At 69.4% G+C, this 24,909-nt stretch carries 23 protein-coding genes; 10 read left to right on the plus strand and 13 right to left on the minus strand.

Going from position 1 to position 24,909, the window contains the following annotated elements:
• The first annotated feature begins 26 nt into the window (after positions 1-26).
• The 4 genes from ACIBVQ_RS24285 to ACIBVQ_RS24300 all read left to right on the plus strand — a co-directional run bounded on the left by ACIBVQ_RS24285 (position 27) and on the right by ACIBVQ_RS24300 (position 10,794).
• Positions 27-4,394 carry a LamG domain-containing protein gene (locus ACIBVQ_RS24285; protein ID WP_399180102.1) on the plus strand — a complete coding sequence of 1,456 codons (4,368 nt, stop codon included), beginning with the start codon at positions 27-29 and terminating at the stop codon, positions 4,392-4,394.
• A 2-nt stretch (positions 4,395-4,396) separates the two neighbouring features.
• Complete coding sequence (locus tag ACIBVQ_RS24290; RefSeq protein ID WP_399180104.1) at positions 4,397-5,917, plus strand: right-handed parallel beta-helix repeat-containing protein; 1,521 nt, start codon at positions 4,397-4,399, stop codon at positions 5,915-5,917.
• 196 nt (positions 5,918-6,113) lie between these two features.
• Complete coding sequence (locus tag ACIBVQ_RS24295; protein ID WP_399180106.1) at positions 6,114-10,361, plus strand: hypothetical protein; 4,248 nt, start codon at positions 6,114-6,116, stop codon at positions 10,359-10,361.
• Between the two features lie 88 nt (positions 10,362-10,449).
• Positions 10,450-10,794: an Imm8 family immunity protein gene (locus ACIBVQ_RS24300; RefSeq protein WP_386191888.1), complete on the plus strand. Its 345-nt coding sequence runs from the start codon at positions 10,450-10,452 to the stop codon at positions 10,792-10,794.
• 10 nt (positions 10,795-10,804) lie between these two features.
• Here the strand turns inward: ACIBVQ_RS24300 and ACIBVQ_RS24305 are convergent, their stop codons facing one another.
• The 4 genes from ACIBVQ_RS24305 to ACIBVQ_RS24320 are packed head-to-tail and all read right to left on the minus strand — an operon-like array spanning position 10,805 to position 13,930.
• Positions 10,805-11,713 (minus strand): class I SAM-dependent methyltransferase, encoded by a 909-nt coding sequence (locus ACIBVQ_RS24305; RefSeq protein WP_399180108.1) that lies wholly within the window; start codon positions 11,711-11,713, stop codon positions 10,805-10,807.
• A complete protein-coding gene (locus tag ACIBVQ_RS24310) occupies positions 11,686-12,309 on the minus strand; it encodes a cysteine hydrolase family protein (RefSeq protein WP_399180110.1) in 624 nt (207 codons plus the stop codon). Before ACIBVQ_RS24310 ends, ACIBVQ_RS24305 begins: the two co-directional genes overlap by 28 nt.
• The gene (locus ACIBVQ_RS24315) at positions 12,306-13,361 is read right to left on the minus strand and encodes an isocitrate/isopropylmalate family dehydrogenase (protein ID WP_352015952.1); all 1,056 of its coding nucleotides are present in this window, start codon (positions 13,359-13,361) and stop codon (positions 12,306-12,308) included. The genes ACIBVQ_RS24310 and ACIBVQ_RS24315 overlap by 4 nt, the downstream gene beginning before the upstream one ends.
• Before the next feature lie 47 nt (positions 13,362-13,408).
• Positions 13,409-13,930, minus strand: a complete 522-nt coding sequence (locus tag ACIBVQ_RS24320; protein WP_390046599.1) for an EF-hand domain-containing protein — start codon at positions 13,928-13,930, stop codon at positions 13,409-13,411.
• A gap of 466 nt (positions 13,931-14,396) precedes the next feature.
• Here ACIBVQ_RS24320 and ACIBVQ_RS24325 point away from each other — a divergent pair, with 466 nt between their 5' ends.
• Together ACIBVQ_RS24325 and ACIBVQ_RS24330 are read left to right on the plus strand one after the other, a co-directional pair.
• The gene (locus tag ACIBVQ_RS24325) at positions 14,397-14,951 is read left to right on the plus strand and encodes a cysteine hydrolase family protein (RefSeq protein ID WP_399180112.1); all 555 of its coding nucleotides are present in this window, start codon (positions 14,397-14,399) and stop codon (positions 14,949-14,951) included.
• Between the two features lie 81 nt (positions 14,952-15,032).
• Positions 15,033-15,476, plus strand: coding sequence for a hypothetical protein (locus tag ACIBVQ_RS24330; RefSeq protein ID WP_399180114.1), 444 nt, complete (start codon positions 15,033-15,035; stop codon positions 15,474-15,476).
• A gap of 83 nt (positions 15,477-15,559) precedes the next feature.
• Here the strand turns inward: ACIBVQ_RS24330 and ACIBVQ_RS24335 are convergent, their stop codons facing one another.
• The 6 genes from ACIBVQ_RS24335 to ACIBVQ_RS24360 all read right to left on the minus strand — a co-directional run bounded on the left by ACIBVQ_RS24335 (position 15,560) and on the right by ACIBVQ_RS24360 (position 18,421).
• Positions 15,560-16,396 carry an SAM-dependent methyltransferase gene (locus ACIBVQ_RS24335; protein ID WP_399180116.1) on the minus strand — a complete coding sequence of 279 codons (837 nt, stop codon included), beginning with the start codon at positions 16,394-16,396 and terminating at the stop codon, positions 15,560-15,562.
• Positions 16,397-16,462: 66 nt separating this feature from the next.
• The gene (locus tag ACIBVQ_RS24340) at positions 16,463-16,690 is read right to left on the minus strand and encodes a BldC family transcriptional regulator (RefSeq protein ID WP_352015947.1); all 228 of its coding nucleotides are present in this window, start codon (positions 16,688-16,690) and stop codon (positions 16,463-16,465) included.
• Positions 16,691-16,701: 11 nt separating this feature from the next.
• The gene (locus ACIBVQ_RS24345) at positions 16,702-16,935 is read right to left on the minus strand and encodes a hypothetical protein (RefSeq protein ID WP_399180118.1); all 234 of its coding nucleotides are present in this window, start codon (positions 16,933-16,935) and stop codon (positions 16,702-16,704) included.
• A gap of 414 nt (positions 16,936-17,349) precedes the next feature.
• On the minus strand, positions 17,350-17,694 hold the full coding sequence (locus ACIBVQ_RS24350; RefSeq protein ID WP_399180120.1) for a hypothetical protein: 345 nt from the start codon (positions 17,692-17,694) through the stop codon (positions 17,350-17,352).
• Positions 17,691-18,197: a hypothetical protein gene (locus ACIBVQ_RS24355; protein ID WP_399180122.1), complete on the minus strand. Its 507-nt coding sequence runs from the start codon at positions 18,195-18,197 to the stop codon at positions 17,691-17,693. Before ACIBVQ_RS24355 ends, ACIBVQ_RS24350 begins: the two co-directional genes overlap by 4 nt.
• On the minus strand, positions 18,194-18,421 hold the full coding sequence (locus ACIBVQ_RS24360) for a hypothetical protein (RefSeq protein WP_399180124.1): 228 nt from the start codon (positions 18,419-18,421) through the stop codon (positions 18,194-18,196). Before ACIBVQ_RS24360 ends, ACIBVQ_RS24355 begins: the two co-directional genes overlap by 4 nt.
• Before the next feature lie 117 nt (positions 18,422-18,538).
• On the opposite strand from ACIBVQ_RS24360, the gene ACIBVQ_RS24365 reads away from it, so the two are divergent.
• Positions 18,539-19,009, plus strand: coding sequence for a hypothetical protein (locus ACIBVQ_RS24365; RefSeq protein ID WP_399180126.1), 471 nt, complete (start codon positions 18,539-18,541; stop codon positions 19,007-19,009).
• A gap of 307 nt (positions 19,010-19,316) precedes the next feature.
• Here the strand turns inward: ACIBVQ_RS24365 and ACIBVQ_RS24370 are convergent, their stop codons facing one another.
• Together ACIBVQ_RS24370 and ACIBVQ_RS24375 are read right to left on the minus strand one after the other, a co-directional pair.
• Complete coding sequence (locus ACIBVQ_RS24370) at positions 19,317-20,594, minus strand: helix-turn-helix domain-containing protein (RefSeq protein WP_399180128.1); 1,278 nt, start codon at positions 20,592-20,594, stop codon at positions 19,317-19,319.
• A complete protein-coding gene (locus ACIBVQ_RS24375) occupies positions 20,503-21,159 on the minus strand; it encodes an HAD family hydrolase (RefSeq protein WP_399180130.1) in 657 nt (218 codons plus the stop codon). Before ACIBVQ_RS24375 ends, ACIBVQ_RS24370 begins: the two co-directional genes overlap by 92 nt.
• Positions 21,160-21,459: 300 nt before the next feature.
• Here ACIBVQ_RS24375 and ACIBVQ_RS24380 point away from each other — a divergent pair, with 300 nt between their 5' ends.
• The 3 genes from ACIBVQ_RS24380 to ACIBVQ_RS24390 are packed head-to-tail and all read left to right on the plus strand — an operon-like array spanning position 21,460 to position 23,606.
• The gene (locus ACIBVQ_RS24380) at positions 21,460-22,044 is read left to right on the plus strand and encodes a hypothetical protein (protein WP_399180132.1); all 585 of its coding nucleotides are present in this window, start codon (positions 21,460-21,462) and stop codon (positions 22,042-22,044) included.
• 21 nt (positions 22,045-22,065) lie between these two features.
• The gene (locus ACIBVQ_RS24385; protein WP_399180134.1) at positions 22,066-22,887 is read left to right on the plus strand and encodes a GntR family transcriptional regulator; all 822 of its coding nucleotides are present in this window, start codon (positions 22,066-22,068) and stop codon (positions 22,885-22,887) included.
• A complete protein-coding gene (locus ACIBVQ_RS24390; RefSeq protein WP_399180136.1) occupies positions 22,884-23,606 on the plus strand; it encodes a PP2C family protein-serine/threonine phosphatase in 723 nt (240 codons plus the stop codon). Before ACIBVQ_RS24385 ends, ACIBVQ_RS24390 begins: the two co-directional genes overlap by 4 nt.
• A gap of 132 nt (positions 23,607-23,738) precedes the next feature.
• Here the strand turns inward: ACIBVQ_RS24390 and ACIBVQ_RS24395 are convergent, their stop codons facing one another.
• The gene (locus tag ACIBVQ_RS24395) at positions 23,739-24,437 is read right to left on the minus strand and encodes a transposase (protein WP_399180138.1); all 699 of its coding nucleotides are present in this window, start codon (positions 24,435-24,437) and stop codon (positions 23,739-23,741) included.
• Between the last annotated feature and the right edge of the window lie 472 nt (positions 24,438-24,909).

Raw genomic sequence — 24,909 nt, forward strand, 5'->3', positions numbered from 1 at the left:
CAGCGTCGTTATTACTGATCATCGGCATGGTGTCCGCGACCGGCACCCCGGCGGCGGCGCAGTCGCCCCCGACCGCCGCCCCCGACTGCGCCGAATCGGCGCCTCGGACCGACGCGGCGATCAAGATGTCCAGGGCGTGCAAGACCAGAGTCGAGGTGGAGAGCGAACGCACCCCCACCACCCAGGTCTTCGTCAACCCCGACGGCAGCAGCACCGTCGAGCAGTACGCCCACCCCCGCCGGGTACGGCAGGCCGACGGCACCTGGACGAAGCCGGACCCCACCCTGGTGCCCGGAACCGACGGCCTCCTGCGGCCCAGGGCCTCGACGGTCGACGTCCGCCTGTCGGGCGGCGGCACCGGCCCCCTCGTGCGGGCCGTACAGGGCAAGGCCGAGCTGGCCCTCTCCTGGCCCTCCAGCCTGCCTCAGCCCACGGTGAGCGACGCCCGCGCGACCTACCCCGACGTGCTCGACGGCGTCGACCTCGTGGTGACCGCGCTCGACACCGGTTTCTCCTTCGTGCTGGTGGTCAAGACCCGCGAGGCCGCGAAGAACCCGGCCCTGCGGGAGATCACCCTGCCCACGGCCCTGACCGGCCTGAAGTGGGACGGGCCTCGCGCCGTGGACAAGCAGGGCAGGACGGTGTTCGCCGCCGACGCCCCCGCGATGTGGGACTCCTCGGGAAAACAGCCCTCGACCGCGGCCGCTCCGGCCGAGGACGCCAGGAGCGCGCCCGTCGAACTGGGCGTCGCGGCGGGCCGCGGACTCACCCTCAAGCCTGACACCGCCCTGCTGACCGACCCCAAGACGACGTTCCCGCTGTTCATCGACCCCACGGTCGGTTACACGTACTGGACGATGATCAACGAGGCGGCCCCGAACCAGTCGTACTGGGACTACGACCGGCGCAACTGCTCCGGCGGCTGGGACACCGACTGCGCGAAGGTCGGCTACTACCCCAGCGGCAACGACGGCGCCACCTACTCGCGCTACCGGTCGATGTTCCAGTTCTCCGCCGCCCCCTTCTCCGGCAAGCAGATCCTCACCGGCTCCCGGTTCACCATCGACCTGCTCAGCTCGACCTCCTGCTCCGACAGCACCACCTGGCTGCACACGGTCGGCACGACCCTGGGGCCCGGCACGACCTGGAACGCCGAATTCTCGAAGTGGAGCGGCACCGAGGTCTCCAGCGTCGCCAACAACAGCTGCCAGTACGCCAGGAAGTTCACCGAGTTCCCGCTGGACTCGTGGGTGGTGTCCGGCAGGCAGTACGGCGGCTGGCTCACCCTTGGCCTGCGGGCCGACGACGAGGACAGCTCGTCGGGTTGGAAGAAGTTCGACGCCACCACCGCCAGGCTCATCGTCAACACCAACACCGTCCCCAGCCCGCCCGGCTCGCTGACCGTGGACGGCAAGGCGTGCGCCACCGGCGGCGAACGGCCGTACGTGAGCACGCTGACGCCGAGTTGGCGCGCCTACCTGGCCGACGGCGACGGCGAGGCGATGACCGCCTCCTTCTACTGGCAGGCCATCGACCCGGCCGGAGCCCAGCAGGGACCGTTGACGCAGTCGAGCGTGGGCTCGGGGACGACGGCCGTGGTCACCCCGACCTCCGGCATCGCCGACAACACCGCCTACCGCTTCTGGGCCAGGGCGTCCGACGCCAACGCCACCAGCGACGAGTCGGTCAAGTGCGAGTTCGTCACCGACACCGTCAGGCCGCAGACGGCGACCGTGACCTCCGACATCTACCCCGAGAGCGACAACGTCGCGGGCGGTGTCGGCCAGACCGGCAAGTTCACCTTCCAGAGCTCCCCCGACGTGGCCTCCTACAAGTGGGGCTTCTCCGACCCGCCCTCCACGGTCGCCATCCCCACCTCGGTCGGCGCCCCCGTGACCGTCGGCTGGACCCCCACCGAGGGCGGCGCCCACACCCTGTACGTGGTCGCGGTGGACCGCGCGGGCAACCAGTCGCCGCGTAGGACCCACTCCTTCGTCGTCGGCTCACCGGAGCCCGAGCTGGCCAGGTGGCTGCTCAACGACGACCCCGGGTCGGCCACGGCCTTCGACGACACCGACAAGGGACGCGCCCTGACGATCAACGGCGGCGCCACCCTGGGCGAGCCCGGACGGCTGGCGCCCGGCCCCGACGGCAGGTCGCGCAGCGCGCTGCGCGTCGACAGCGCCGACGACTACGCCAGCCGGGCCGACTTCCTCAACACCGCGACCAGCTTCACGGTCTCCGCCTGGGTCAAACTGGCGGGCAAGGGCGCCGACAGCACCGTGGTCTCGCAACGGGGCACCGGCAACCGCGCCTTCTTCCTCTCCTACCTCGCGGCCCAGGACCGGTGGGCGATGACCGTCCCGGCGCAGGACACCGCGGGGGCCACCGCCTCGTCCGCCCTGTCGACCACCGTGCCGAGGGCCGGCGTCTGGACCCACCTCACCGGCGTGTACGACGCGGGGACCAGGTCCGTGCAGCTGTACGTCAACGGCACCCTGGAGGCCACCGTCGGCGACGTCACCGCCTGGGACGCCTCCGGCGCCTTCCAGGTCGGCGGCGGCTGGGGCGGCTCCCCCCTCGACGGCGCGGTCGCCGAGGTCAGGGCATGGAACCGGGCCATCGCCACCACCGAGGCGGCGGCCATCGCCGACCCCACGCTGAACAGCAAGGTGGCCGAGTGGCACTTCGAGGAGGTCGGGCCGGGGCCGGCCCACGACTCCTCCGGCATGTTCCGCGACCTCACCTTCTACGGCGGCGTGCAGGTCCCGCCCTCCGGCGCGGGGCACGGCGGCGCGACCGGTCTCCGTCTCGACGGCGTCGACGACTACGTGGCGCCGGACGACCCGGTCGTCCTCACCGACCAGTCGTTCACCGTCTCCACCTGGGTACGGCCCTCGGACCTGACCCGCGCCCAGACGTTCGTCTCCGGCGGGTTCACCCTGTACTACGAGCCGGGCGGCGACGGTAAGTGGGTCTTCTCGATGCCCGCCTCGGCGACCGACACCGCCAACTCCACCTTCGCGATCACCTCCGTGGCCAACCCCACCGAGTACCACCACCTGGTCGGCATCTTCGACGCCCAGCAGCGTCACCTGCGGCTCTACGTCGACGGGGCGCTCAAGGTCACCGTGGGGATGCGCCCGCAGTGGCAGCCGTGGCGCTCCCAGCAGCCCCTGCTGATCGGCAAGGGCGCCTCGGGCGGCTTCGTCAAGGGCGACCTCGACGAGATCCAGATCTTCCAGGGCGTCGTCCCCGACGTCGCCGGTCCCACCGGGGTCGTGCGAGGCCTCGTCGACTTCAACGGCGACGGCAAGGCCGACTTCTGCCGCCGGGTCGGCGCGGTGCCCAACAGCAAGGTGGCGTGCACGCTGTCCACCGGCAGCGGGTACGGCATCACCATCACCTCCGGCGTGCTCGACTGGGGTCAGGACGCGGGCCGGGCCTGGGTGGACGTCAACGGCGACGGCAAGACGGACTTCTGCCGGCTGCGCGGCACCCAGAACCACACCGACGCCTACGCCAGCTGCACCCTCTCCACCGGCAGCGCCTTCGGCATGGAGGTCAACTCCCGCAACTTCGACCGGGGCTTCCCCGAGGACCGGGCCTGGGTGGACGCGACCGGCGACGGAAAGATCGACTACTGCCGCCGAGTCGGCGGTGTCCCCGAGTCGCGTCTGGCCTGCACGCCGTTCACCTCCGGCGGGTTCGGTGAGACCTTCATCTCCGACGTGCTCGACTGGGGTCAGGCCACCGGCCGGGCCTGGGTCGACGTGAACTCCGACGGCAAGGCCGACTACTGCCGGATCCGCGGCACCCAGAACCACACCGACGGCTACCTCAGCTGCGCCCCCTCGACCGGTACCGGCTTCGGCAGGGACGTCAACTCCGGCAACACCGACTGGGGTTACACCGAGGACCGGTCCTGGACCGACGTCAACGGGGACGGAAACGCCGACTACTGCCGCAGTGTGGGAGCCACCTCCGCCCGGACCATCGCCTGCAACACCTCGACCGGCACCGGCTTCGGCCCGCTGTTCCTCTCCGGCGCGCTCGACTGGGGCCAGGCGACCGGCCGGGCCTGGGTCGACGCGACCGGTGACGGAAAGGCCGACTTCTGCCGGGTGTTCGGCACCCAGAACCACGTCGACACGCACGTCGGCTGCCTGACCTCGACCGGCACCGGCTTCGGCGCCGAAATCACCTCGGACACGATCGACCAGGGCTACCCGGAGGGGCGCAACTGGTCCGACGCCAACGGCGACGGAAAGATCGACTACTGCCGCCGCACCGGCTTCGCCACCGACCAGAAGGTCGGCTGCACGCTGGCGACCGGCACCGGCTTCGGCACCTCCTTCTACTCGGGCGCCCTCGACTGGGGACTGGTGAACTGACCATGAGCACACGACCGACGACAAGACTCGGGACGGCCCTGCTCACGCTGCTCGTCGCGACCGCCGTACCGGGGGCCGCGCGGGCCGGGACCGGCCCGTCGTCCGCCGGCTGCATCCCGTCGGGCACCGAGACCGCGATCAACGCCGCTTTGACGGGGCCCGGCGCCCAGGCGGTGCTCTGCCAGGGCGCGGTGTTCACCCTGTCCGAGCCGGTCCGCTTCACCGCCGCCGACCAGGAGCTGCTCACCGAGGGCCTGCCCGAGGGCACGACACGCGCCACCCTGCGCCTCGCCTCCGCGACCGTCACCACCGCCGTCGACGGAGTCGGCCGGAGCCGGGTGGCCGTACGAAACGTCCAGATCGACGGCGACCGCCCCACCCTCGGGCAGAAGACCGGGTCGGCCCTGGTCCAGATGGGCGGCGCCGCCACCGGGCAGATCGTGGAGAACAGCGCCATCAGGAACCCGCGAAGCTGGTCGGCGCTGCACTACTACGAGGGCGCCGTCAGCTCGGGGACGCCGCAGTGCCAGGGCGCCCGGATCACCGGCAACCGCGTCGGCCCCGCGGGCGTCGACCGGCCGAGCGGCCAGTGGGCCGACGGGATCTCGCTGGCCTGCGGCGACTCCGTCGTGAGCGGCAACACGGTCGTGGACGCCACCGACGGCGGCATCGTCATCTTCGGCGCCCCCGGCTCGACCATCGAGAACAACACCGTGCGGGCCGAACACAGCGAGCTGCTCGGCGGCATCAACCTGGTCGACATCGCCCCGGTCGACGGCAACTACACCGGCACGACGGTCCGCGGCAACGTGGTCGACGCCAAGAGCGCCTTCATCAAGGTCGGCATGGCCATGGGCTGGCAGGTGTGGACGTGCGGAACCGGCACCGTCCACGGCGCGACCGTGACCGGCAACACCCTGCGCGGCCTGCACATGGGGTACGGCTACGCGGTCAACGGCGTCCGCGACTGGACCGTCACCGGCAACGTGGACGAGTCCCGGCACGTCGGCGTCCCGACCACGGGCTGCGGCGGCACCCCGCTGTCACGGCCGGGCGGCTACCAGGTGCAGGCGGCCTCGACCTCGACCCTGCAGCCGGAGTTCGCCTCCGGGCAGGTCCACCACGTGCTGGGCGTCACCGAGCCCGCGATCCTCAAGGTCGGCACCGCCCCCACGGCCTGTATCTGGTTCCAACCCGACGAGGCCCTGTTCCCCGGGGCGTCCCAGACCTCCTGCGACGGGCGTTTCAAACTGACCTACCGCCGGGACGGCGACCTGGTCCTCACCCAGGTGAACGTCGCCGCCCCCCTGTGGTCCTCGGGTACGGCGGGCAGTCCCGGCGCGGTCGCGTTGATGCAGCAGGACGGCAACTTCGTCATCTACGACGCGGCCGGAGTCGCCCTGTGGTCGACCAGGACCGGCGGCTCCTCCGGCGCCCGCCTGGCCGTACAGGACGACGGCAACGTCGTCGTCTACACCCCCACCGGCACCCCTCTCTGGAGCACCCGCACCGGAGGCCGGTAACCCCTCGCGAGACGTCCTCCGGCCACGTCCGACGAAAGACCGCATGGGCGGTGGCCGGGGCGGCGCGGGGCGGGCGACGGTGCCGCTCTTGAAACATCCGTCGTGATCGGTAGCGCTGTCCCCTCCGTATCGATGATGCTGTGGAGAGGATCTGCTTTCCCGCAGGGGAGCCACGCCTTCAGATCAGGAGCGATAGGTGGAGCGCCAGGAGGCATCGGACGGAGTACCCCTGTCTCCGGAACAGATCTCGGCCGCCCAGCAGGGGGCCCGGGGCTGGGTGCTCCGGGCGGCCGGCCGCCAGTTGGCAAAGGCGACGCCGCGACTGCTCCTGGCGACTCTGTGCGCCAGCGCGCTGACTCCGCTGGCCCTGGCCGAACCGGGGCTGGCGGTGCAACTGGCCGGGATGAACGTCATCGGATCGGTCGGCGGCAACATGCTGGCCACCGTCATCAGCTCCGCTCTGGACACCGCCATCGCCCGTACCGGCGGCACCGAGGAGGAGCGTGCCGCGCGCCTGGAAGAAGAACTGGCCGTACGGCTGGAAGAGGCCCTGCGGTTGGGGGACGCCCGTGCCGACGCGCTGGCCGAGGCCCTGGTGGCGACGCTGGAGGCGGTGGACGCCACCCGCGCGGCTCTCGGCGAGGCGCTCGCCGGTGGGCATGCGGAGCTGCTGGAACGGATGGCGTCGGGTTTCGCCGAACTGGGCCGGCAGAACACGGCACTGGCGCCGATGCTGGAGCGGCTCGACGCGGCGGCCGGGGAGATCCAGGAGATCCTCTACCAGCAGGACGCCGAGCGCCGCCACCAGACCGCGTTGCTGGTCACGGTACGCGATCGGCTGAATGTTCTGGAGCACCGTCTCACGACGGGGGTGTCCTCGGCGCCGGAACCGCAGTGGATCGGCGGTTGCCCTTATCAAGGGCTGGCGCCGTTCGGGCCGGCGCAGGCGACGGTCTTTCACGGGCGCGGACAGGCCGTCTCCCGGCTGGTCGCCATGGTCAACGGCGGAGGCCTCGTCGTCGTGACCGGGGCATCCGGTGTGGGAAAGTCCTCACTCCTGCATGCCGGGCTGCTGCCCGCGCTCACGGCTCCGTCTCCCCACCATGATCTCGATGACGCGCATCAGATCACCTTCACCCCGGGGACGACCCCCTTACGGCGCCTGGCACGGGAGCTCGCGGTCCCGTGCGGCGCCGACAGCGGCGCGGTCCTCGGCGAACTGCGTGAAGATCCCGCGCAGGCCGCCGACTGGACACGGCAGATGCTGTCCGCCGTGATGATCCGCCGGCGGCAGCAGGGCGGGAACGGCGAGGGTCCGCGAAAAGTGGTGATGGTGGTCGATCAGTTCGAGGAGCTGTTCACCCTGTCCGCTGAGGGACCCGCGGAGAGGGCCGCCTTCGTGGACGCGCTGCACTCGATCGCGACGGGAGGGTCCGGGGTGGTCGTGGTGGCCGTACGCGGCGATTTCGTCGTGGAGCATTGCGCCGCCCACAGCGCGCTGGCACGGGCCCTGGAAGAGCGCATGTTCGTGCTTGAGCCGATGCGTGAGGCGGAGTTGCTGCGGGCCATCACCGGACCCGCGGCCGCGGCCGGGCTTGAGGTGGAGAAGGACCTGGCCGAGCAGGTGGTACGGGAGTTGGCGGGGCACCTGCGAGCCCCGGAAGACGTGGGGACGGCGCTGCCTCTGCTGTCGATGGCGATGGTGCGGATCTGGGAGAACCGCGACGGCGATCGGCTGACCCGGCAGGGATACGACCGTTCCGGCGGTGTGGCCTCCGCCGTCCAGGACGCCGCCGAGAGAGTGTATGGCCGCTTGGGCCCCGAACAGCAGGAGATATCCAGGCGCGTCATCATGGCGCTCGTGCTCCTGAACGACGACGGGCATGTCGTCCGCCGCCGTTTGAGTGTCGACGAGTTGACCGTCCTCTGCGCGGAGCGGCCTGAAGCCGTCAGAGAGGTGGTCACGGCCTTCACCGAAGACCGGCTCATGGTCACCACCGAGACCGTCGAACTCGCCCATGATGTGCTGACGACGGCGTGGAGTCGTCTGCGTGGCTGGCTGGACGACGACCGCGTCGACCGGATTCTGCACGGAAAGATCGAGAAGGCCGCCGCCGAGTGGGACGCGAAAGAGCGCGAATCCTCTTTTCTCTACCACGGCGCGCAACTGGAGCACGCCGGGACGGCCGGAGCGCGCTGGCGTGCCGACCCCCGGCGTGGCCTCCGGCTGACCTCCGTGGCCGAGGAGTTCCTTCGTGCCGGTACCGCCGCCGCCGCACGGAACCGGCGCCTGTGGCGAACGGTACTCGTGGGGCTTGGCGTCCTGGGCGTGGGATTGGTCGGCGTCTCGGTGTTTCTGGTCTTCTCCAACCAGGAAGTCGGCCGACAGCGCGATGCGGTACAACAGCGGAGCAACGAGATCATGTCCCGCCAGGTGGCCGCTCACAGCGAGACGCTGTCCGCCGATCCCGTGACGTCGGCCCGGCTGGCCGTGGCGGCATGGGCCATCGCGCCGACCGACGAGGCGCGGGCCGGCCTGGTGGCGGTTCTCAGCAGACCCGAACGTGCGGTCCTGGCAGGTCGCGCGGGCGCGGTCGAATCCGTGGCCTTCAGCCCGGACGGCTCCCGGCTCGCCACCGCGGAGACCGGCGGCGCCGTACGTCTTTGGGACACCGCCACCTACAGGCGACTGGGTTCCCCCATGACCGGTCACGAGGGAGCCGTACGATCTGTGGCCTTCAGCCCGGACGGGACCCGCCTGGCCACCGCCGGCAGCGACGGAACGACGCGGGTGTGGGATCTCACCACACACGAACAGCTCGGCGCCCCCATGAAGGGCCACGACGACGAGATCCAGTCCGTGGCCTTCAGCCCGGACGGCTCCCGCCTGGTCACCACCGGCGGTAAGACCCACATGTGGGACCTCACGACCCGCGAACGGGTCGGCGCCCCGATGGCCGGGACATGGTCGGCCGCCTTCAGCCCGGACGGGTCACGCCTGGTCACCGCGGACGACGACGGCGCCGTACACCTGTGGGACACCCGCACCCACGCGCGGATCGGAGCCCCGATGAAGGGCCACGACGGCGTGGTGTGGTCGGTCGCCTTCAGCCCGGACGGGTCACGCGTCGCCAGCGCCGGAATCGACGGCACCGTCCGCATCTGGGACACCGCCTCTCGTGAACAGGTGGGCAGCCCGATGACCGGCCACAAAGGGGCCGTACGGTCCGTGGCCTTCAGCCCGGACGGAGCCCAGCTCGCCACGGTCGGCGACGACGGGACAGCGCGGGTGTGGGATCCCGCCACCCACAGGCAGATCGGCGCCCCGATGAGCAGCCACCAGCACCCGTCCTCAGTGGCTTTCAGCCCTGACGGGGCGCGGCTGGCCACCTCCGGGAACGACGGCGTACGGCTGTGGGACGTCACCGTCCACAGACAGGTCGGCGTCCCGATGGGAAGACTCGGCGGCTCGGTACGCAAGGCGGTCTTCAGCCCGGACAGGACCCGGCTGTTCACCACAGGAGGCGACGGCGCGGCACAGCTTTGGGACCTGGCCACCCGCCGTCCCCTGGGAGACCCGTTGGCCGGCCATGTGGGCGAGCTCTTCTCGGTCGCCCTAAGCCCGGATGGGACTCGCCTGGCCACCGCCGGAGGCGACGGGACCGTCCGTCTGTGGGACGTGATCAATCATCGGCGGCTCGGAGAGCCGCTGGTCGGCCACACGGGTCCGGTGGAGTCCGTGGCGTTCAGCCCGGACGGCTCCCGGCTCGCCACCACCGGTGACGACGGGACCGCCCGGATCTGGGATCTGGCCACCTACCGGCAGCTCGGCAAGCCGGTCAGTGAAGGCCAGGGCCCGCTCTTCTCAGCCGTCTTCAGCCCGGACGGATCGCGCCTGGCCGTCGCGGGGAGCGACGGGGCCGTTCGTGTGTGGGATCCGGAAACCCGCCGACAGCTGGGCGACCCGTTCGTCGGACACAAGGGCCCGGTCTTCTCCATCGCCTTCGATCCGAGCGGATCCCGACTCGCCAGCGCCGGAGGCGACGGTACGGCACGGCTCTGGGAGGTGGCCACCCACCGGCAGATCAGAGCTCCGCTGACCGGGCACGAAGGTCCGGTACAGACCGTGGCCTTCAGCCCGGACGGGACCCGCCTGGCCACCGCCGGAGGCGACGGCACCGCCCGGCTCTGGGAGGTGGCCACCCATCGGCAGATCGGTGATTCGCTGACCGCTCATGAAGGGCCGGTCTACTCGGCCGCGTTCAGCTCGGACGGTTCCCGGCTCGTCACCACGGGGATGACGGTGCGGATCTGGGACGTGGAGCTGCCCGACGAGCTGGCCGGGGCGGTCTGCGCCGTCGCGGGCCGGCCATTCGACCAGCGGGAATGGCGGCGGTTCATTCCGTATGAGCCGTACCGTCAGAGCTGCTCCGCTCCCCGGTGAGCTCGGTGAACTCCCGAGACGGCATGCGTGCAATCGCTGCCGCGTATATGGGAGGACGTCTCGTCATGGTCCGCGGAATGATGTGGCGATGCGAGCACGGGTGAACTCCTTCCGCTGGGTCGATCTCGAAGACGGGCGGCGCGTCGACCGGACCCACGCCTGCGAACTCCTGGAGATGTACGTCGGCCCGCAGGACGGGCCGGGTGACGAACAGTTCTCCCTCACGGTCTGCACGCCGTCCGCCCTCGCCGAGCAGCTCCAGCACCACCCCTACCTCATCGGCAGGCACTGGCTCCTCGTCTCCGAGCTTCACCCCGACCGGGTGACCGCCTGGCTTGCCGACCGCGTCGCCGTGCTGGAGGCCCCGACCTGGGGCGAACTCGCCGCGAAGATCGGCCGCATCGGACACTGGGAGTTCGAGGACTACCCCTGACCCGGAGAGATCAGGACTTTCCGGCGAATATCCAGCGGTTGCTCGCCAGGGAGTCGTTCGGCACCGGGAGCGGGCCCCGGCCGTAGTGGTAGGTGAAGTCGAAGGGGGTGCGGACCGTGGTCGCCCAGCCGAGGTCCTTCAGGTGGCCGACGGAGTCGGGGCGGGGCTCCCCGTCGAACAGGGCGAGGAGATCGACGCCGATCCGCTGTCTGGCCACGGTGTAGACGGGACTGGCCCGGACCTGCGGCGACTCAAAGCCGAGCTTGACCTCGCAGGCCAGGACGCTTCCCGGGGCGCTCAGCCGGTTCACGCTCTCGACGAGCCCCCGCTCGGCCCACGGCGGCAGGTAGAGCAGCAGCCCCTCGGCCAGCCAGGCGGTCGGCACGTCCGGGTCGAACCCCGCCTCGGCCAGCGGCCGGACCCAGTCGTCCCGCAGGTCGGCCGCGATCGTGCGGCGGGTGGCCTTCGGGACGGCGGCGAGGCCGTCCAGCACCCGGTGCTTGAACGCCAGGACGCCGTCCCGGTCGATCTCGTGGACGACCAGGCCCGGCGGCCAGTCGAGCCGGAAGGCCCGCGTGTCGAGACCCGCCCCGAACAGGACGACCTGCCGCACACCCGCGCGGGCCGTGTTGACGAGGAAGTCGTCGATGACCCGGGTGCGCAGGCCGAAGTAGCGTCCCAGCCTGCCCCACAGGGGGTCGGCCTCCCCGTCGGGAACCTGCTCGGGGCGCACCGGCCAACCGGCCGAGACGGTGGCGGCCCGTACGAAGTGCTCGGCGTAGGGGTCGCCCGCCAGGGCGTCAGGGCGGTGGGTCTCGATCGCCCGCGCGGCGGCAACCATGAGGGCGGTCAGGCCGACCCCCTCCTCGACGCCGACGCCTACGGCCGAGGTCAGGCCTTCGTCCCGGGCGTACGGCACGCTCTCTCCTCTTCCTCCGAAGGCGTCCACGGATGGTCGTGGGTGGCGAGGTAGGCGCCGTACAGAACGCGCATGAAGCGCAGGATGTCCACATCCTGCAGGTGCAGGCCGGTGGTGCAGTCGGTCAGCACCGTGATGTGGAACCCCTTCTGGAAGGCGGTCCTGGCGGTGGAGTCGACGCAGACGTCGGCGTACAGCCCGGCGAGGACGAGCCGTTCGACCCCGCGGCTGACGAGGTGCCGCTCGAACCCCTCGCTGAGGAAGGCGTCGAAGCACGCCCGCTTGGTGAAGACCCGCTCCCCCGGCTCCGGTGAGACCGTACGGAACTCCGCACCCCACGAGCCCTCCAGGCATTTGGGCTGTTTGCCCAGCGCGCGGTCGCGGCGCCGCCAGCTGGGCCCCTGGTGCTCGACGTCACCGACGAAGCGGACGAAGACCACCTCGGTGCCGTGGGCCCGCGCCCGGCTGACGGCCAGCGCGGTGTTCGCCGCGACGACCTCCAGCCTGGTGGGGTCGCCCGGGTAGCGGGCCAGCGCCCTGGGACCGGCGCAGAAGTCGTTCTGCAGGTCCACGACGACCAGGGCCGTGGCCGTCACGACTCCACCGGCGGGGCCTCGAACGTCTCCAGCAGCGCCTCGACCACGGCCGTCGTGGAGTGACGTCCGCCGAGGTCGGGGGTGCCGACGCCCTGACGGGCGAGGGATTCGAGGCCGCGCTCGACCATCCGCACCGCTCCGGCGCAGCCCGCGTGCCGTTCGGCGATCGCCGCCGCGGCCCGTACGGTCGCCACCGGGTTGACCGTGTCCTTCCCGGCCAGGTCGTCGGCGGAGCCGTGCACGGTCTGGTACTCAACCAGCCCGGCTGCCTCGGGGTGCAGGTAGACGTTCTCCGTACAGCGGTTCTCCTGGCGCTCCGAGCCGAAGCGGTCGAGCAGGACCACGTGCATGATGTCGGCCCACTCGTTGCCCGCGATGATCATCGTGCGGGGGCGCGGGCCGTACTCGATCAGGTTGCGGTTCACCGTGTCCGGCTGGAACAGGTCGATCTCGACGCCGTGCCGCGCGGCGCTCTCGGCCACCCACTCGTCGAGGGCGCCGTCGAGCAGGTGGAACTTGTAGGCCATGATGATCCGCTCGGCTCCGCCGTCCGGCCACTCCTGCCGCGCGCGCCGTACGGCGAAGGCGATGACCTGCTCGGTGATGTCCCGGCTGAACGCCATGGTGCGCACGAGGAAGCCGGGGGCGTGGGTGTTCTCCCCGGTGTAGAAGCCCTGGGCCTCGTCCCTGACCAGCAGCAACGACGTCTCGGGGGTGGTGATGGCGTCGACCTTGACCGCGCGCAGGCGCTGGCGGACGAGGTAGAGCGACTGGGCGTTGATCGCCGTACGGAAGACGGCCGGGACGCCGAGGGCGGCCCGCGTGCGGCAGAACTCCGCGTAGTGGTCGGCGTCCTGCCGCGTGAGTTCGCGGATCTGCTCGACCCCGGCGCCGGCCCTCAGCGACGAGTACGAGTGGTAGAGCCTTTCCGACCGGGTGAGGTCGATGCCGACGGAGTGCGTGTCGGCGATGCCGGTCAGCACCCGTTCGAAGACGGCCGCGAGTTCGGGGCCCGTCCCCTGGCCCACGGCGAGTCCGATGACTGGTTCCACCTGTTGCTCCTGGTGTCGACGAAGGCCGGACGTGGGGGTTCGGCTGGTCAGCCGACCAGGTGGTCGCCTGGGATGTCGGTCTTCTCCGGGCTGTAGTAGTCCTTGATGCCGGTGGCCCAGACCGGGACGGGGATCTGGTCGGCGTCGGAGGGGCCGAAGGCGTCGAAGAGCGCGTGGATGTTCGTGGGCGCGAACCCGATGGCCGTCATGAGCGCCACGAAGTCGTCCCGCCCGATGAACCCGTCGCCGTCCGGGTCGCCCAGCCTGGCCAGCGCCTCGGCGAAGTCGCCGATGGCCTCGTCGAAGCGCTCCGGGGAGAGCACGCACGCGACGTACTCGTCGAAGCTGATGCGACCGTCGCGGTTGGCGTCCAGCTCGGCGGCCAGGGTCGTCCAGTAGCGCCGGAAGGCGGCCAGGACGGCGGCCTTGGCGACGTCGCCCGAGTCGGGGGAGGCCGCGATGACCCGGCTCGCCATGAGCTCGAAGTCACCGGCCTCCAGGTAGCCGGTGCCGTCGGCGTCGAGCAGGGTGAAGACGAGCCTCACCCGGTCAAGGGCCGCTTTCTGCATGCTCTGCCACCTTTCTTTCAGCGCCATTCATGAAAAGGCCAAGCCGGAGGCCGGACCGCACGCGATTATGCCACACCGTGACCACGCGTTTACCATCCGACCGATAATCAAGCGGGCCGAAGGAACAAATCCCAAAAATAGCAAATATCATGATCTACTATGCGGTTCCTCCTGGCGCACACTCCGATCAACGGACATGATTTGCCCAGTTCAGAGCCCTGTTGACGACGGCCGCCCACTCAACGACGAGAGCCCCGAGACCTTCTCCCCGGAGAGCCTCGCAATCACCATAAGCGAAATCACCTTTTCCATGATTTATCAGGACTTGCGGCTGTGATTCAACGCTGAAATTTTTTCATGTTTCACAGAGGTTCGAGAGGCGGCGATGAAATCATCGGCCGGACGGGGGCGCCGAAACCGTCGGTGGGATGGTCTAGCGTGAGGGGAGCACGAAAAGGAGGCTCACGTGACAACCCTGCCCAATCGCCCGAACACCGCCCTGCTGGTGATCGATGTCCAGAACGGCGTGGTCGCGGACGCGCACAACCGTGACGGCGTCATCGCGAACATCAACGACCTGGTCGACAGGGCCCGCGCGCAGGACGTGCCCGTGGTCTGGGTGCAGCACTCCGACGAGCATCTCCAGCGCGACAGCGACGAGTGGCGGTACGTCCCCGAGCTCACCCGCCGCGACGCGGAGTCGCTGGTCCACAAGAACTACGGCGACTCCTTCGAGGCCACCGACCTTGAGGAACTCCTGGCCGAACACGGCGTCGGCCATCTCGTCGTCACCGGCGCGCAGACCGACGCGTGCATCCGTTCGACCATGCACGGCGCCTTCACCCGTGGCTACGACGTGACGCTGGTCGGCGACGCGCACACGACGGACGACGCGGGAGAGGGCCTGCCCTCCGCCGCGCAGGTCATCGCCCACACCAACCTCTACTGGCACTGGCAGAGCGCCCCCGGCCGCCACGCGTCGACCGTGGAGACCGCGAAGGTCACCTTCGACGCCACCTGACCTGCCCCCGGCTACCTGGGCCTGGCGGAGTGGAACGCGGGCTGCCCGAAGACCAGGGCATGAAGTGCTACTTTGTCCGCCATGTTCGACTGGCTCGGGGCGGCCCTGTTCATCGCCCTGCTGGTGGCGGCGATCGCCTGGCCCCTGCTGGCTGTGGCCGCCGCCGCGTTGATGGTCAGCCTGCGAGTGTCCGCCGTACGCCGCCGCCGAGCCGGGCAGCCCGCCGCCTGGCGAACGCCGGCGTGGTGGGGCCGGGCCTGCGTCGCGGCGTTCCTGCTGGCCGCGACCGGTGCGGGCGTCTTCGTCCAGGCGGACGAAAGCTTCGGCAAGCTCGACGCCGACGATCCGCCACGCTGTCCCGTCGGCGCGGACTGCGTGCCCTCGACCTTCGCCGAGATGGCCGCACACCAGAAAGCCGTGCAGGAGTACGCGCTGGCCGGCACGGTGATCACGACCGTGGCGGGGCTGGCGTGCCTGGGCGTCTGCGTGACCCTGCTGCTCAGAAGGCGGCGGCACCACGCCTGACAGGGAACGGCCGCCCGGGGCGCGCCGGAGAGGGCTGGAACCCGGCGAACGCCTTCGGCGCCAAGACCACGATCGGGTAGGCCCTACCCGTCCCGTACTCGCGCGACTCCGGCCAGCATCCAGACCCGATCGCCCTGCTGCTCGGGCGGGATCTCAGCCTCCGGCCGCCAGTACGACGCCGGGACCAGCCCGGGCGCGACGAGTGCCAAGCCGCTGAACAGCCCTTCGATGCGTCGACGGGGGCGGATCTCGACGGTCAGTCCGGCCGACCGGTACAGCCGCTGGATCTCCATCACTCCGTCGGCCCGGCTGGTGGTGTCGGTGGCGTGCGAGATCACCAGGTGGCTTCCCGGCGTCATGACCTCGCGGAAGGCCGCCACGATCGGTTCGGGCGAGGTGAGGAAATGCAGCACCGACGACATCAGTACGGCGACCGGCCGACTCCAGTCGATCAACAACCGGGTCCGGGGGTCGTCGATGACCGTCCATGGCCGACGGATGTCCGCCTGGATCATCGCCGTGCGCTCGCCGTCATCCAGCACCGTACGGCCACGCTCGAACACGGCCGGGTCGTTGTCGACGTACACCACCCGCGCCTGCGGTCGCCTCTCGCGGGCCACCTGGTGAACGTTGGGGTGGGTGGGCAGCCCCGTGCCCAGGTCGACGAACTGGTCGATCCCGGGCTCACCGGCCAGGTAGCCAACCGCGCGCGCCAAGAACTCGCGGTTGGCTCGCGCGACCGGCTTGAGATCAGGCGCACGGCGCAGCAGGTCGTCGGCGGCTTCGTGATCGACCGCGTCGGTGCCCTCGCTGTCCAGGTAGGCGTTGTACAGCCGTGCCACGGTCGGTCCGTCAGCTGTCGTGTCCCGCCTGCGGTAGTCAGGCGGCCCGGGATGCCCCGGTAAGTCCTCACCGTCCACATGCCAACCTCACCGCGTGTCCCCAACAGGCCACAACTAGCGTCACGACCACATTTGCCGCCCCTCTCAACAAGCCGAAGCGTCGAGGAGGGCCTTGATGTCGGTTTCCCGGTAGCGGCGTTGGCGACTGGGGGTCCTGACCGAGGGGATCTTCCCGGTCAGCGCCCACCGGTTGACGGTCTTGGGGTCCACGCCGAAGATGCGGGCCACCTCGCCGGGGGTGAGCAGCCGTTCGGTGGTGTCGGGCCCGGTGGAGAAGGTGCCGTCCGGTGCGACGGCCTTGAGGGGGGACATGGGTCTCTCCTTCAGTAGCGGAGGGTGTGCAGGATCTGGTCGTGCCGGGCCAGCGCCCTGGTCAGCCGGTGCAGGGTGGTACGGCCGAGCACGTCCCTGGCCCCGGCTCCGCGCTGGTCGAGGCGCAGGGGTTCGTAGCGGACGGCCCACCACCGGGGCAGTCCGGGCAGGTTCCGTTCCTCGTACCGCCAGGCGGGGTGGGTGCTGATGAGCAGGTCGATCAGGCGTCGCTCGTCGTCGGTCATGGTCGTCCCGGTTCGGAGGGCGGACAGGGAACACACGTCGTTCAGGCCGGACTTCCGAGGGCCTTTGTTCGGACCATGAGGCCAGGACCTCACCCGACCAGGGCTCCCGACCGTTTGGACCGTGAGGCCGGGAGTCCTGGCTGGGCTCCTGATCGTTCGGGCCATGAGGTTCACGAAGGGAGGAGGGGCGGGTGCCCGGCCCCGAGCCGGGGAGCACGGGCCGGGCACCCTGGAGGAGGACCGGCCCCACGCACAGGGCCGGTGCGCCAGACGACTCCCCCTTCCCCAGCACGCCAGCGTGCGTGGGAGCCGTCTTGCGGAGGTGTGCGGCCCAGGTCCCTCCTACCTGAGCCACACGTTCATGAGGTACGGCGAGCGACGGGTGGGATGACGTCCACGCCCGCCGTACCGGCTTCAAGAGCGCAGCAACCTGCGCAACGCCGTAGCCTGACCCGGTTGAGCGGCCTGACCAGGACATACGGCCTGCACGACCCGGGCGGTTCGAGTCCGCAGAGCACGGGCGACGGCGACGGCCTGGATGCTCGGCGACACCACCGGAGGCGCCTGAGCGGTCAGCTTCCGCTCCAACTCCTCGACCGAGTCAGCCCGCACCAACAGCACGTTCCCGGGGTACGGCCTGCCGGGCAGGACACTCCGGTAGGCGCTCCACAAACCGGTCGTCGAACTGTGGAAGACCAACCAGCCGGAGTGGGCCCGCTGTACGGCGTCGCAACTCTGACGCGCGATACCAACCGTCATGCCGCCCTCCCACCCGACGAACGTCGTTCTCCGGCGGACGCCGTCCCCTCACCTGACAAAGGCCGTCCCCCAGCGGACACCATCTCCCCGCCCGACGAAGGCCGTCCCCCAGCGGGCACCGTTTCCCCAGCCGACGAACCCCGCTCCTCACTGGGCTCCTCGGCGACCACCTCGTTCCGCGCCCCGGAAGGCGGACGACCCGTCCCACCCCTCCTGCGCCGAACCGGCGCCGGAGAAGGCCGCGACGCGAGCCGGATCGCCCGGATCATCTCGGCCTCCCGCATCCGTTCCTCCAACCCGTCTCCGGTGGGGTCCTCGACGATCACCGGCCGGGGGCCGTCCCAGGCGGCCACGGCGTAGAAACAGCGTCGTCCCAGGCTGTAGAGCACCGTCCAGTCCGCCCAGGCCTGGTCGATCCGCTCGGCCTCGGCCCGCGCGGGCCCGTCCCACACCCGTCGATAGACGGGGGCGTACGGCAGGCCGTCACGGTGTCGTCCGGTCACGAGGTGACCTCCTCAACGAGAGCCGCGACGCGGGCGGTCTCCTCCTGCTCGGCGATGACGGCCTGGACCTCGTCGAAGGTGTCGGCGTCCACGGCCGACTGCGCCCCGGCCCGTACGGCGACGCGGGGAAAGAGGTGGTTGCGGAAGGCCCAGAACCGGCCCGCGTCACTGATGATCAACCGCCAGCCCGGGATCACCGGGGTCGTGGGAGTGTTGTTGTGCATGATCGGGACCTCCGTGATCCGATCAGAGGCGTGCCTGGCATGGGTGCTCGCCAGACGGGCCTGCCCTGCGGGACAAGGAACAGCCGAAACCCGAACCGGCCGACAGGCCGTACGAGCATGGGGAACGCGACATCGGTCTCCGCGCCGGTACGGCCCGCCGCTCGCGGGCCGTACACCGAAGTGGCCGGGCTGACGCAGCCTTGCCCAGGAGATCCCAGACCGGGAAGCACCGGGAACGGGGCGCCGGATTCGCCGAGGCAGCGACGCCCGAACAGGCCGTACCCGCACAACGGGCGCAGGCTCTGGAACCCGCTCCGCAGCGACGGCCGCCTCGTCCACGAGCTCCGGCATCTCGTCGGCACCGTCCGGTACGGCGTTCGCAGCCGGGACCATCGCGGGCGCCTCCGGCTCAGGGTCAGGATCGGGCCGACGCTGGGCGGGCACCAGCGGAATCACCTCGGCGGGCGCGACCTCCACCGGAGGCCGAAGTGCCGGGAGGAGCTGCGGACCGTACTCGCGGCGGGCCTGGAGACGAGCGTTCATCAACGCCCCGGACGGCTGCACGTACTCGTGTCCGTCCTGGTGTGAACACCCATGGGCGTACGGGGAGTGGCCGCAACGAGCGCACCCCATGGGCAGGGGGACGGTGTCGGCGAAGCAGCCGCAGTTGCTTCGGGGTGGTCGGGTTCGGTCGAGAGCTGACGTGCTGGGGTTGGTCACGGGTCGGGGACCCTCCTGGTCAAGGCCCCGTCCGGACGTGACGAGCACCGGGCGGGTCGGTCTTTGCGCGCCTGCGTCGATAAGGTCGCCGCTGGTCGCACGGGGTTTCGGACGGCCCCATGGTGTTTCAGTCAACCCCCGGGAAGTGACACACCCTGTGTCACCTTGATCATCTTCAGGCCACGCCCACCCATTCAGCGAAACCGATCAGGCTCTCATTGCTCATCCGGTACAGGCGAAGCAGGGTCTCAACGTCTTCCTGGACCCATTGATGCTCGCGTGTGTGCTGAGGCGCGATACGCCGGGCCATCCTCAGCGACTCGAAAGACGCCTCCTTGTGACCGGCCCACAACTGCGCACGGGCCAGTTCTACGTAGTAGCCGCTTCGGCGTTCGGCGGGAATCTCAGGTGGAGGTGCCCAGGTGTCGCCGATCTCAAGAGCGGATCGCAGGTAGCGATCTCCGAGACTGACGGCGACGGAGACTTCGTGGATACGGACCGAGCTTGGGCCGAAGGCCGTGCCGTAGTAGATCCCCTCAGGAATGAGATCGCCGAAGTGCCTGGCCTCGGCCAGATGCTCCATCGCGCTTTCAGGGTTTCGAGCGCGGGCCGCGACAACGGCTGCACGCATATGAAGAGACCCCAGAACTCCCAGCCGCTGACGCTGTTGTGTCGCCGGAAGACGATCGATCTCTGATTCAATGGCACGCAATCCGGCGCTGTACGCCTGGGCGGCGAAGAAGATCTCCGTCCGCACGTAGGCCGTTGACGCCACAAGCAGCGGATCGTCAGCGATACCGGAAGCGCTTCGCATCAGCTCGATCAGACGCGCCGACAAATCATGATAGCCGTATTTGTACGCTATCGCGTCAGCGGACCGATAGGTGGCGACAAGCAATGCGGCGATGCCGGAACGCGCCGGATCGACTGCTGTGTGAAGTCCGCGGATAAGTTCTGAGACCAGGTCGGGAAGCGTTGCGGACAGGCGGACATACTGCGAGTTCAGACGACGCTGGACCGCTTCGCTCACGGCTGCCTGTAGCTGGTGGGCAGGGCGTACCTGGCCGTCTTCCGGAAGGTCGTAGGAGGCTATGACCGTGCGCAGGAGTGGGATGGCGTCATGAACACGCCCGTCGAAACGTGTGGTGTTGCCGAGCAAGCGTGAGGGTTCGACCCCCAGGGCCGCCGCTATGGATTCCAGTACACCGTCGCTGGGGTCGCGAACGCCTTGCTCAAGTTTACGGATCATGCTCAGAGAGACATTGGACGCGTGCGCAAGGTCGGCCTGGGTCATACGTCGCGCACCGCGAATCGCGGCTATACGTTTCCCCAAACCGTCACCAGGCGTTGCGGGGGACATTTCAGCTCCATTCGGAACTTCCATGGAGAAGAGAAGGCAGTTCCAGAATGTTATCGATTCGCCAATCAACCGACTCCAGAATGGTCGAATCATTTCCCCACAGGTGCCCCCATGGGCCTCGCCTGATCAGGCACGTCCGCAAACCCGCCGCCCTGGCCGGAACGATGTCGTTGGCCGGATGGTCCCCCACGTAAACCGTCTCCTCCGGTGCCGCCCGGCCCAGCTCGACGACACGTCGGAAGAACTCCGGGTCCGGCTTCGCCACCCCCCACTCCTCCGAGACGGCGATCTCATCGGCGGGCAGGCCAAGGCCACGCACGAGATTCCCGGCCCTGACCGTCTGGTTACCGGCCACACACACCCGCACCCCTGCCTCCCGCAACGCCCGAAACCCCGGCCGCACATCGGGATACAGATCGCTCTCGTCAAGGAACTCCCCGCGTCCGGCCTCCTCCCGGGCCCGCCGCTCGGCATGCAAATCCACCCCGGGACGCAACAGCCGGATCGCCTCCGCGTTGTCCAGCCCCATCGCCGTCACCGCACCGACCAGAGCCGACAGAGTGTGCCGGGAAACCCCCAGCCAATCAGCCCAGGACGCCCAATAACGATCATCCCGAACAAGCGTCTCACCGATGTCGAACACCACAACCCTGATCACACCTGGCAGGGTAAGCCACCCCTCCAAGAACGGCCCGGAAGGCGTCGAACCCCTCTGGCCCTGACCTTCACCCCTGCCCAGTGGCGCTCGTTCATCGGCCACGTGAACACCGGCGCCTTCGACGCCTGATCGCCTGCCCTCTCCGCAAGGCCCTGGCACCCTACGGCGCCAGGGCCTTGTCCATGTCAGGAGGGTTGCTCGCACCGGGGGAATCGGAAACGCTGGCTGACGGACGAAGGGCGCGTGCCCCACCCACGCCACCGGTGGGCCGCCTCCGAAGCGTTGAAAGTGGATGAGTCCGTGCTGTGGCCCGACGCGATACGTAACACGGTCAAAACCGGCCCGGACCGCGAGGTCCTGTCGGTCTACCCCTACCGATCCGCCTGCCCCAAAAGCGTGTGGCGTTCCCTGATCACCAACGCCACCTCAACCATCGTCCTGGCCGGATACACCAACTACTTCCTCTGGCTGGAACACCCCAACTTCGCCAAAGTCCTCAAACGTAAGGCCGAACAGGGCTGCCGCGTCCGCTTCCTCATCGGCGACCCCGACAGCGACGTCACCCGCCGCCGCGAACAGGCCGAAGCCGTACCGCTGACCGTCTCCACCCGCATCCGCATCACCCTGGCCGAACTCGACCCCCTCAAGAACCTCTCCGGCATCGAGGCCCGCTTCGGCGACGAACACATCGCCCTGTCGGTCTTCCAGTTCGACGACGAGATGCTCGTCACCCCGCACCTGGCCAACCTCGTCGGCCACGACTCCCCGATGTTGCACCTCAAACGCCACCAGGACGACGGCCTCTACGACCGCTTCGCCTACCACGTCAACGAACTGTGGCAACACGGCCGCGACATCTGGACCAACGAACCCGCCGCCCCCTGAACCCAGCAGGAGAGCCGCACGATGGCCCTACATTCGCGCTACCGGGACCTTGCCACGCAAATCCGGACACGGATCGAAGCAGGTGAGTGGGAACCCGGAGCCAGGCTGCCGCGCCTGGATGACTTCGCCGCGCAGTACGGTGCCAACCGCGACACCATCGGCCGAGCCATCGGCGTCCTGGAATCCGAGGGGTATGTCTGGGCGGTCCAGGGGCGAGGGATCATCGTCCGGCACGGCATGATGCGACTGCGCAGGCCGCGCGGCAACCTCGTAAAACGCAACGTCGCCACCGACGGCCCCGGCTACTCCTTCCCCTCAGCATCCGGGCAGGAGGTCTGGAAACACCACGTCCCGCCCACGGTGTCCGCCGAGCCCCTGACCGATCCGCGTATCGCCAAACTGCTCGGTGTCCCGCCCGGCACGACAGTGACCCGCCGCTTCCGTGTCACCGGCCCGCAGTCGGAGCCGCCGTTCCAGATCGCCGTCTCCTGGATCCACCCCCGCGGCCTGACCGACGCCCCTGAGGTGACCGGCCAGGCCACCGGACCGGGCGACTGGCTGTACCGGCTGGAACAGGCCGGACACTGGCCCATCAGCTGGATCGAATTTCATCGCGCCCGCATGCCCACCAAGGACGAGGCCGCCCTGCTGGAGATCCCCACCAGCCTGCCCATCCTGGAGATCGTCCGCCAAGGCGTCTCCGGAGGTGACGACCAGCCCATCGAGGTCACCGAATACGTCGTGGCCAGCGACCGGGTGGAGACCGTACACGTCCTGCACCGCGACGAATCCGCCCAACCCCCCTGGCCCAACCCCACAGACGGTGACGGTGAGCAGCCATGACCCTCACCGCCCACGCCGCCACCCGGACCCACGTCGGCCACGTCCGCCGCCGCAACGAGGACGCCGCCTACACCGGAACCCACCTGTTCGCCGTCGCCGACGGCCTGGGCGGCCACCCCGCAGGCGACATCGCCGCCCAGACCGTGATCGACGTCCTACGCCCCTGCGATCACCCGGCCGACGCCGCCGACCTGCCCCACCTGCTCGGCGGCGCCATCCACACCGCCAACCGGACTCTGCACGAGGCCATCACCACCGACCCCACCCTGACCGGGATGGGCACCACCCTCGTGGCCCTGATGTGGTCGGGCACCACCGCCGTCGTGGCCAACGTCGGCGACTCACGCGCCTACCTGCTGCCCGCCCACGCCGCCCCCGGCACGCCGCTACGGCGCCTCACCGAGGACCACACCTACCGGAACCTCATCGCCGACGCCGACGCCGTACCGAACCTGCCCGCCCGCATCTCCCGCTTCCTCGACGGCCGCCCCGAAGGACGCTCCCCCGACCTGACCACCCACACCCTCCACCCCGGCGACCGGTTCCTGCTGTGCTCGGACGGCCTCACCGGGGCCGTACCCGGCAAACTCCTCACCGAGGCTCTGCGCGCACCCGCCGACCCACCCCAGATCGCCGACCACCTCATCACCCTGGCCCTCGACCACGGCGGCCCCGACAACGTCACCGTGATCGTCATCGACATGAAACCCACTCCCTGATCCCCGACCTGATCGCCATCCGCGACAGCAAAGCCCCCCGGCCCCACACTGACCTTCAGCACCTCCAGGTGGAACGCCTTCATAGACGATGTGAAGCTCGGAACGTTCGACTCCTAACCCACGAACCCGCCATCATGGACAGAGCCCCACAGCCCGAGGCCGTACCCAATAATGATCAACGCTCTGACCTGCGCCGCTGCACTGCCGCCGGACTGCCGCAGAAACAGTCCCCCCACGCGGACATACCTGACCTGGGACTTTACCCTCGGGTCCCTCATCACCCTGAAGGGTTCGCAACACGACGCCGAGGTCTTGTGTGTTCGGGCTGCTCACACAGTGCTCGCGTGTGCTGGATTTTTGCGGTCGCCCGTTCAGCCGATTCTCCCGACCCAGTCGCCTCGCTCCAGCCGTATGCGACCCGTGGCGGAGATGTAGGCGGTCGCTCCTCTCAGGGGGAGGCTCAGGGGGAGGTCTCCCTCCCGAGCAGGTGCCCTTCTTCTCAAAGCCGGTGTCATCGCCGACCAGCACTCCGTCGGCGTCGCCCAGGTGGTCGATCACGTAGGTGCGGATGTCGTCGCGGACTGCGTCGACGTCCCACTTGGCGGTCGAAAACAGCCGTTGCATGCCGTCCGGGGTGGCTTCCCCGGCGTGCTCGGCCAACGACCAGCCGGTCGTGCGTTGCAGGCCGGACAGTAGTCCTTGCAGGCAGGAACGGGCGCGCAGCCGTACCTCCCGTCTCCCGAAACGCCCTGCCACGTGAGCGAAGGCGTCGTCCAGTCCGGCCTGCAGACGGGTAGCGCTGAGGTGTTCTAGTCTGGCCGACACGGCCACCGCATGATCTTCAGTTCCATCACACCTGAATGATCACAGCGGTGGCCGTCCGTCGTAGTTGTGGCCCTAGCCCCACAGGTTCACACACGCACGCTCTCACTCAGCCTCACGATGTACGGCTGGAGTACTAGGGCGAAAACAATAAGCTGTTACGGTGACCTTTATTTGCGGTTACCGGATCTGACCCGTGCCTGCCCGGTACGGCTCCATACAAGTCAAGCAAGGATACGGTCGGCCGAATAAACAGGGTCACTTTTATCCATTCCTGCATTGGGCCAAGCAGGTCACCGGGATCACCTTGCAGGTGGCCACCCGATGTGATGGCGGTACACGACACACCTAGGTATCGGCGGAGACTCCCCCGGATCGTGCCTCGTTGGGCATGGCCCCGCGATTGAATGGTGGAGCAGACACTTACCCACCTGAATCGCTGCACCTGCCCGTCTCGAGGAGTGCATGTATCTGCCGGCTA

This window comes from Streptosporangium sp. NPDC049376, from assembly GCF_044466505.1.
Classification (GTDB): Bacteria; Actinomycetota; Actinomycetes; order Streptosporangiales; family Streptosporangiaceae; genus Streptosporangium.

What these genes read in the sequence shown, in the direction of transcription:
- ACIBVQ_RS24285 (WP_399180102.1), top strand. Translation starts at nt 27, where the DNA reads ATGGTGTCCGCGACCGGCACCCCGGCGGCGGCGCAGTCGCCCCCGACC.
- ACIBVQ_RS24290 (WP_399180104.1), top strand. Translation starts at nt 4,397, where the DNA reads ATGAGCACACGACCGACGACAAGACTCGGGACGGCCCTGCTCACGCTG.
- ACIBVQ_RS24300 (WP_386191888.1), top strand. Translation starts at nt 10,450, where the DNA reads ATGCGAGCACGGGTGAACTCCTTCCGCTGGGTCGATCTCGAAGACGGG.
- ACIBVQ_RS24320 (WP_390046599.1), bottom strand. Translation starts at nt 13,930, where the DNA reads ATGCAGAAAGCGGCCCTTGACCGGGTGAGGCTCGTCTTCACCCTGCTC.
- ACIBVQ_RS24330 (WP_399180114.1), top strand. Translation starts at nt 15,033, where the DNA reads ATGTTCGACTGGCTCGGGGCGGCCCTGTTCATCGCCCTGCTGGTGGCG.
- ACIBVQ_RS24340 (WP_352015947.1), bottom strand. Translation starts at nt 16,690, where the DNA reads ATGTCCCCCCTCAAGGCCGTCGCACCGGACGGCACCTTCTCCACCGGG.
- ACIBVQ_RS24345 (WP_399180118.1), bottom strand. Translation starts at nt 16,935, where the DNA reads ATGACCGACGACGAGCGACGCCTGATCGACCTGCTCATCAGCACCCAC.
- ACIBVQ_RS24350 (WP_399180120.1), bottom strand. Translation starts at nt 17,694, where the DNA reads ATGACGGTTGGTATCGCGCGTCAGAGTTGCGACGCCGTACAGCGGGCC.
- ACIBVQ_RS24360 (WP_399180124.1), bottom strand. Translation starts at nt 18,421, where the DNA reads ATGCACAACAACACTCCCACGACCCCGGTGATCCCGGGCTGGCGGTTG.
- ACIBVQ_RS24365 (WP_399180126.1), top strand. Translation starts at nt 18,539, where the DNA reads ATGGGGAACGCGACATCGGTCTCCGCGCCGGTACGGCCCGCCGCTCGC.
- ACIBVQ_RS24370 (WP_399180128.1), bottom strand. Translation starts at nt 20,594, where the DNA reads ATGATTCGACCATTCTGGAGTCGGTTGATTGGCGAATCGATAACATTC.
- ACIBVQ_RS24385 (WP_399180134.1), top strand. Translation starts at nt 22,066, where the DNA reads ATGGCCCTACATTCGCGCTACCGGGACCTTGCCACGCAAATCCGGACA.
- ACIBVQ_RS24390 (WP_399180136.1), top strand. Translation starts at nt 22,884, where the DNA reads ATGACCCTCACCGCCCACGCCGCCACCCGGACCCACGTCGGCCACGTC.